At 48.7% G+C, this 7169-nt stretch carries 6 protein-coding genes; all 6 read right to left on the bottom strand.

Translation table 11 applies throughout. From position 1 onward, the window contains the following. Positions 1–2171: type VI secretion system Vgr family protein (locus tag OGV75_RS09115; protein WP_286480578.1), on the bottom strand; the 2171-nt coding region annotated here is incomplete at its 3' end. 66 nt (positions 2172–2237) lie between these two features. After that, positions 2238–2561, bottom strand: coding sequence for a hypothetical protein (locus OGV75_RS09110; RefSeq protein ID WP_200014506.1), 324 nt, complete (start codon positions 2559–2561; stop codon positions 2238–2240). A gap of 483 nt (positions 2562–3044) precedes the next feature. Further along, the gene (locus OGV75_RS09105) at positions 3045–3506 is read right to left on the bottom strand and encodes a hypothetical protein (protein WP_181546913.1); all 462 of its coding nucleotides are present in this window, start codon (positions 3504–3506) and stop codon (positions 3045–3047) included. Continuing rightward, positions 3484–3849: a hypothetical protein gene (locus OGV75_RS09100; RefSeq protein ID WP_200014504.1), complete on the bottom strand. Its 366-nt coding sequence runs from the start codon at positions 3847–3849 to the stop codon at positions 3484–3486. Before OGV75_RS09100 ends, OGV75_RS09105 begins: the two co-directional genes overlap by 23 nt. A 159-nt stretch (positions 3850–4008) precedes the next feature. After that, a complete protein-coding gene (locus OGV75_RS09095; protein ID WP_200014502.1) occupies positions 4009–4689 on the bottom strand; it encodes a hypothetical protein in 681 nt (226 codons plus the stop codon). Between the two features lie 3 nt (positions 4690–4692). Beyond that, on the bottom strand, positions 4693–7169 hold a 2477-nt coding region (locus OGV75_RS09090), incomplete at its 5' end, for a type VI secretion system Vgr family protein (protein WP_286480577.1).

The raw sequence follows: 7169 nt of genomic DNA, 5'->3' as shown, positions 1-7169 counted from the left end.
GTCAGCTTCTTCTTCGCGATGATTTTGATTTCATCCTCCGTGCTGACAATGCTGATTTCTTTACGGGCCAGCAATTCCATCAGGTCGTTCTGCGCCTGTATCTGCACCGGCCCCTGATTCGCAATGAGCTTAATACCGAGCTTACGCACAAATACGCTCAGGGCATTACCCACCCCGATGAACAAATTTTTCACCACGCTGACATCAACATTTTTACCGGCAGTGGCTATCAGGTTCTGCCCGGCAGATACCTGCAGATGTTGTCCGCTGGTCAGTGCGATGCCGTCCGGAGCACTCAGCAGCAGCACCGATTTTTTGAGGTCTGTCAGCTGTTGTTCCAGCAACGCTATCTGCGCCTGCAGATCGGCCGGATTCGCGGTCGCCTTCTGCGCGTCACCAGAGATGGACGTCATCTGCTCCCGGGCATCGCCCAGATTGCTGACCGCTGGCTGCATCTCCAGCACCTGGCCCTGTGCTTTCGTCTGGCCATCAGCGCTGATGAACATCCCTTTCTGTGCCCGGATGGCTCCCCAGCTGTCGGTTCTGAGCTCAAAACCCTCACCGCGCTTCTGCTTCTCCGCATCCACTAAATGTCCGAGATTCAGCTGACTCTTGCCGCCGTACTCGGTGCTGACCTTGATATGCTCTTTCCCGCGCTCATCGTCGAGGCGGATTTTGTTGTTCGCCGGTGTGCGCAGCACGTTACGTTTGTAGTTGCGGATGGTGACGTGGTCGCTGTGGGCCGAGTCGTGCAGTACGCCAGAAATGTTCGGTCTGTCCGGGTTACCGTCCTCAAAGCCAATCGCCACTTCGGTGCCCGCCAGCAGCGGCAGGTGCAGGCCGTAGGTATCACCCGCATACGGGCGGGACTGCCGTACCCACAGGCTCTCGAATCCGGTTTCCCAGTTATCACGGTCAAACAGCATGTTGACGCGATAGCGGCCATCTTTATCGATATGGCCGTAGGTATCGTTCTCGGTAGTGCTGGTGACGCGGGCCGGCAAGGTGCCGGCCATCACCGGGCGTGAGCCAGGCTCAGGGCGGAAACTAAAATCAGTGCTGTCCGGGATACCGTCGAACCTGACGCCGAAGTCTTCATCACGGCGCGCATGGCTGTGCATCGCTGTGACGACCACGCCCTGAGCAAACACCTCTGCCACTTCGTACCCGCCGGTGACTTTCAGCACCTGCCCAGGAGAGAGGGTCGGGCAGCTGGTGATGGCGCGGGTCTGCGTCTGACCATTCAGGTAGCGCTCATGACGAATGCGGGCGTAGAACGCCCCCGATTCCGGCGCAGGATTGCGGTCGTATGCGCTGCCCGGCGTCAGATAATTGTCGGCATAGTGGTAGGCATCACCGTAGGTGGTGGCATCCCCGCGAGTCGCATCGACCCGGGTGTTCATGTCTTCCGTCGCCTGACGGTAGTTGTAATCACGGGTGCTGACCTGCTTCTGCACCACGTTATGATGGCTCTCCATGCCCCAGACCGAGTCCACGCCTTTTGAATGCTGTCCTGATGGCGGAACCGATGGCAGCGTCAGGCCTTTCTCATACCCCTGCTGGCCGTCATAAAATTCCACCACGTCGATGTTCAGGCGCGTATCAGTGGTAAACCGGAACCAGATGCCCACCTCACCCAACAGACGGGTAATAAAGTGCAGGTCATCCTCGCCGTACTGCATCACCTGCTCACGACGCGGGTACTCTTTTGCAAGCGAGAACAGAAAATCCTGACCGCGCATGTTGTGGCGCTCGCGCAGAATTTTTTCCACGATTTGTGGGACCGACATGTCCTGATAAATGGCGTTCTGATGCGAACGGTCAAGCAGCGCCAGGCGTGGCTGGAGCGTCAGGGCATAATGGGTTTCATCTTTGGAGGTACTGAGGCGCTCAAAGCCGCTCACCACTCCCTGAAGGGTGCGCACGGCCTGTTGCATTTTGATGCCGTAACCCTGGTCTACCGGGGCCTGCAGCGTCAGGGAGGCCGCTTTCATCAGCATCATTTCTTTGCTGATGGCATGATCAGCGCTGGTGAACTCAATCCGGTAGCTGAACGGCAAGCTCAGGGCTTCATCGCCTTCAAACGCCAGCACATCGAGCTCTGCTGAGCAGCCCTTCACCGCCAGCTGGTGATGGTTGTGGCTGAATCTGATCGGGGGATTGTTGCTCATTGTATTCCTTACACATCGGCAGAAAAATTATACTCTGAAAAACCTGACATGCATTAAGTGAGTTAGTTACTGCTTGATCGTTATCGTATATTTCTTATAAAAATCTTTACCGGAATGTATTGTGCCAAGAGTAAATCCAGAAACAGTTACGCTATAATCACCTGATTTTTTCGGGATACCAGATATGATGATGCGATGGTAGTCTTTGTTTACTCCATCCTCTCCGCCGAAACTATATTTTATTTCTTCAGGACTCCATGCCAACCCTGAACCATTCGGGGTTATAGTTACCGATATGCTGAATTCATTAACAGCCCCACCTTTTATTTCAATGACTTCCTGGTACTGGTTATTAATTGTTGCAACTGTAAGTTCACTTTTTTCAGGCAAGACAACCAGGTGAGAGCCAGTGCAACCAGATACAATAAAAATTAAAATATAAATTAAATATTTAATTTAGCTCAATGATTTAAATATGACGACTCTAATAAAGCGCTTGAGGACATATTCTAAAGCTTTATTTAACTTGGTTTTTGACTATGCCCCATGAAAAGCCTCAATAAAAAAGCACCTCTAAGTAAGTTTCATTAGTTCTTCAAACTAAAACGGGTCTATTTACGCCGGAAAATCATGCTCATGGCACCTTCTGTCAAATACGCTGAAAATAAAGATAGCAAGATGACAAGGTTAAAACTTATCAGTGAATATATTAGGCATCTAAGTGTTTGTAAGTCCGCCTCATGTATTTGGCATTAGCATACAATATATTACATGAGCTCCATTCACTACTAACATAATATGCTTAACTATATCATCTAGTAAAAACGATACATTTAGCATGTCATTATCAAAAGACATATAAGGACACATAATTTATTCTTCAAATTTAGAAATTACCTCAGCAAAATCCTTTTTTGTTAACGTGCTTCTTTTTAGCAAATGCACAAGATCATTTCTTGTTAGAACCTTATTATTTTCCGTCTTAAAATCAGCAGGAGGTTTAGACAGGTACAATTCACTTATAATATCGCTACCAGCGTTGTCTGAGATGGTTTCTAACTCACCAGGAAGAGACTGATAATTAATGTAAATCACATACCCATTTTCATGCTTATAACCATCCACAATGGGGTAAAGAGCAACACCCGCGGGCAATATAGAATACTCAGAACCACGATAATCATGAATAATCAGAGGGGTTTCTGTGAAAAAATATTCGTTACCGATTACCATTGCATTATCCTCAGAATGTGGCTTACCATTAAAAAAAATAAAAAAGATAACAATAGAACATCTCAATAAAAAAAAGAAACTATTTCTTTGCAATTTCATCATCCCACTTCCTCAGTATATCTATCAGTTGAGACCGAGTTATTCCACTATTTTTTATTATGGCAAGGAGATCTGATTTTGATATAGGGTGGTAAAGAATCAAGCTTTCGATATCAACATCTGAAGCAGAAGATAACCAGATAGGATGAATCATTCCGTCGCTTCTCTTATTGTGATTAAAATCCCTCTCAACTTTAACCTTTAATGCATAGCGAGAAAATCCTTCATCAAATGACTGCTGGGGATTCAATGTTACTTTTGGCGGTAATATAGAGTACTCCTGACAATCCATATTAGTTCCAAACAATAATGGAATCGTTGTATACTCTAATTTAGAAAGTTTCAAAGTAGCACCTCTTGAAATACTGACCATTAGGGAACATATAATAAAAAAGAATAATACTTTAGTCTTACATTCCATCCACACCTCATTAAACAAGAATTATATAACGCATCATAAAAACATGCCAGAAATTTTCATTCTGCAATAATCATATTGATATAATTAATTTCCATACTGATTTATTTTTACTGGTTTAGGCTTATCTCTACTTTTCAGCATAACGCCAGCATCCGCAGGCATAAAAACTCTATCAGGCCATCCAGAAACCTTTGCCGCAAGCTTTTCTTTCATACTAAGACCTTGTCCATTATTGTATTTCGCTTGTGAGTTATCAATCTCTGAAATTGCAATTTTGGCTCCATCAAAACTTACCGTAGTACAGTTCCTTTTCAAAGCATCATATTCGTACTTTGTCTTATACGAAGTCATCACTTTACTTTTTGCAACAACACCAGCACCTTTAACAAACTCATCATAATACTCGATAACTTTTTTTGCATCTTCATCTTTTATACTAAACATATACCCTACAGTTTTTCTCCCTGTAGCATTTTCACCTGCTATATATTTTTTAAAGCTCGACCAAACCCTAATTATTCCATCACCTTCATCATTAAAGACCCCTCGCGTTGCGCCATATCGACCATAGTCGTAAGTATAATCCTTTTTAAGTGCAATAATTCTTATTGCAACATGTCCATACGTTTTATCTTCACCATCTTTAACATATGGACCACCAATTAATATCTCCATTAATGAACCCTGGACTACAGCTTGATGCCGCTCTCCAGTTTTAGCTCTAACATTTTGATCTTTTGAATTTATGTTAATTTTATCTGCCATGTATTAACTATCCCTTTTAACATTAGGAAATACCACATCACATATGCCAGATGCAATATTTTCAATTCGAGCGACTCCATCCCCTCCAAGAAATCCCTCTATAATCACTCCATCGGATGTAGTTAATCGATAATGTTCATAAGGAATTGGTTGGTCGTAATCATCTACTAAAATAATTTCAAACCAATCTTTCTCATTTAACAAATCATCAATATCTGCCTGGGATGATTTTGCTGCTAAGACGGGTATTGTTGGTCTATTCTGCGCTCGCGTCTGTCTGGCATAATGCCCGGCTTTTGTCCTGAAATCGCCCATTGTCGCTGATTCAATGGCATTAACATCCAGAGTGATATAACTCCCCCCGCCGTTTACCGTCAGCTTCTTCTTCGCGATGATTTTGATTTCATCCTCCGTGCTGACAATGCTGATTTCTTTACGGGCCAGCAATTCCATCAGGTCGTTCTGCGCCTGTATCTGCACCGGCCCCTGATTCGCAATGAGCTTAATACCGAGCTTACGCACAAATACGCTCAGGGCATTACCCACCCCGATGAACAAATTTTTCACCACGCTGACATCAACATTTTTACCGGCAGTGGCTATCAGGTTCTGCCCGGCAGATACCTGCAGATGTTGTCCGCTGGTCAGTGCGATGCCGTCCGGAGCACTCAGCAGCAGCACCGATTTTTTGAGGTCTGTCAGCTGTTGTTCCAGCAACGCTATCTGCGCCTGCAGATCGGCCGGATTCGCGGTCGCCTTCTGCGCGTCACCAGAGATGGACGTCATCTGCTCCCGGGCATCGCCCAGATTGCTGACCGCTGGCTGCATCTCCAGCACCTGGCCCTGTGCTTTCGTCTGGCCATCAGCGCTGATGAACATCCCTTTCTGTGCCCGGATGGCTCCCCAGCTGTCGGTTCTGAGCTCAAAACCCTCACCGCGCTTCTGCTTCTCCGCATCCACTAAATGTCCGAGATTCAGCTGACTCTTGCCGCCGTACTCGGTGCTGACCTTGATATGCTCTTTCCCGCGCTCATCGTCGAGGCGGATTTTGTTGTTCGCCGGTGTGCGCAGCACGTTACGTTTGTAGTTGCGGATGGTGACGTGGTCGCTGTGGGCCGAGTCGTGCAGTACGCCAGAAATGTTCGGTCTGTCCGGGTTACCGTCCTCAAAGCCAATCGCCACTTCGGTGCCCGCCAGCAGCGGCAGGTGCAGGCCGTAGGTATCACCCGCATACGGGCGGGACTGCCGTACCCACAGGCTCTCGAATCCGGTTTCCCAGTTATCACGGTCAAACAGCATGTTGACGCGATAGCGGCCATCTTTATCGATATGGCCGTAGGTATCGTTCTCGGTAGTGCTGGTGACGCGGGCCGGCAAGGTGCCGGCCATCACCGGGCGTGAGCCAGGCTCAGGGCGGAAACTAAAATCAGTGCTGTCCGGGATACCGTCGAACCTGACGCCGAAGTCTTCATCACGGCGCGCATGGCTGTGCATCGCTGTGACGACCACGCCCTGAGCAAACACCTCTGCCACTTCGTACCCGCCGGTGACTTTCAGCACCTGCCCAGGAGAGAGGGTCGGGCAGCTGGTGATGGCGCGGGTCTGCGTCTGACCATTCAGGTAGCGCTCATGACGAATGCGGGCGTAGAACGCCCCCGATTCCGGCGCAGGATTGCGGTCGTATGCGCTGCCCGGCGTCAGATAATTGTCGGCATAGTGGTAGGCATCACCGTAGGTGGTGGCATCCCCGCGAGTCGCATCGACCCGGGTGTTCATGTCTTCCGTCGCCTGACGGTAGTTGTAATCACGGGTGCTGACCTGCTTCTGCACCACGTTATGATGGCTCTCCATGCCCCAGACCGAGTCCACGCCTTTTGAATGCTGTCCTGATGGCGGAACCGATGGCAGCGTCAGGCCTTTCTCATACCCCTGCTGGCCGTCATAAAATTCCACCACGTCGATGTTCAGGCGCGTATCAGTGGTAAACCGGAACCAGATGCCCACCTCACCCAACAGACGGGTAATAAAGTGCAGGTCATCCTCGCCGTACTGCATCACCTGCTCACGACGCGGGTACTCTTTTGCAAGCGAGAACAGAAAATCCTGACCGCGCATGTTGTGGCGCTCGCGCAGAATTTTTTCCACGATTTGTGGGACCGACATGTCCTGATAAATGGCGTTCTGATGCGAACGGTCAAGCAGCGCCAGGCGTGGCTGGAGCGTCAGGGCATAATGGGTTTCATCTTTGGAGGTACTGAGGCGCTCAAAGCCGCTCACCACTCCCTGAAGGGTGCGCACGGCCTGTTGCATTTTGATGCCGTAACCCTGGTCTACCGGGGCCTGCAGCGTCAGGGAGGCCGCTTTCATCAGCATCATTTCTTTGCTGATGGCATGATCAGCGCTGGTGAACTCAATCCGGTAGCTGAACGGCAAGCTCAGGGCTTCATCGCCTTCAAACGCCAGCACATCGAGCTCTGCTG

The sequence above is a fragment of the Citrobacter sp. Cb028 genome, from assembly GCF_030336705.1.
GTDB lineage: Bacteria > Pseudomonadota > Gammaproteobacteria > Enterobacterales > Enterobacteriaceae > Citrobacter > Citrobacter braakii.
This window is presented reverse-complemented; position numbering and strand designations above follow the sequence as displayed.

Coding starts and splice junctions, on each gene's coding strand:
- OGV75_RS09105 (WP_181546913.1), bottom strand. CDS start 3,506: ATGATGAAATTGCAAAGAAATAGTTTCTTTTTTTTATTGAGATGTTCT.
- OGV75_RS09095 (WP_200014502.1), bottom strand. CDS start 4,689: ATGGCAGATAAAATTAACATAAATTCAAAAGATCAAAATGTTAGAGCT.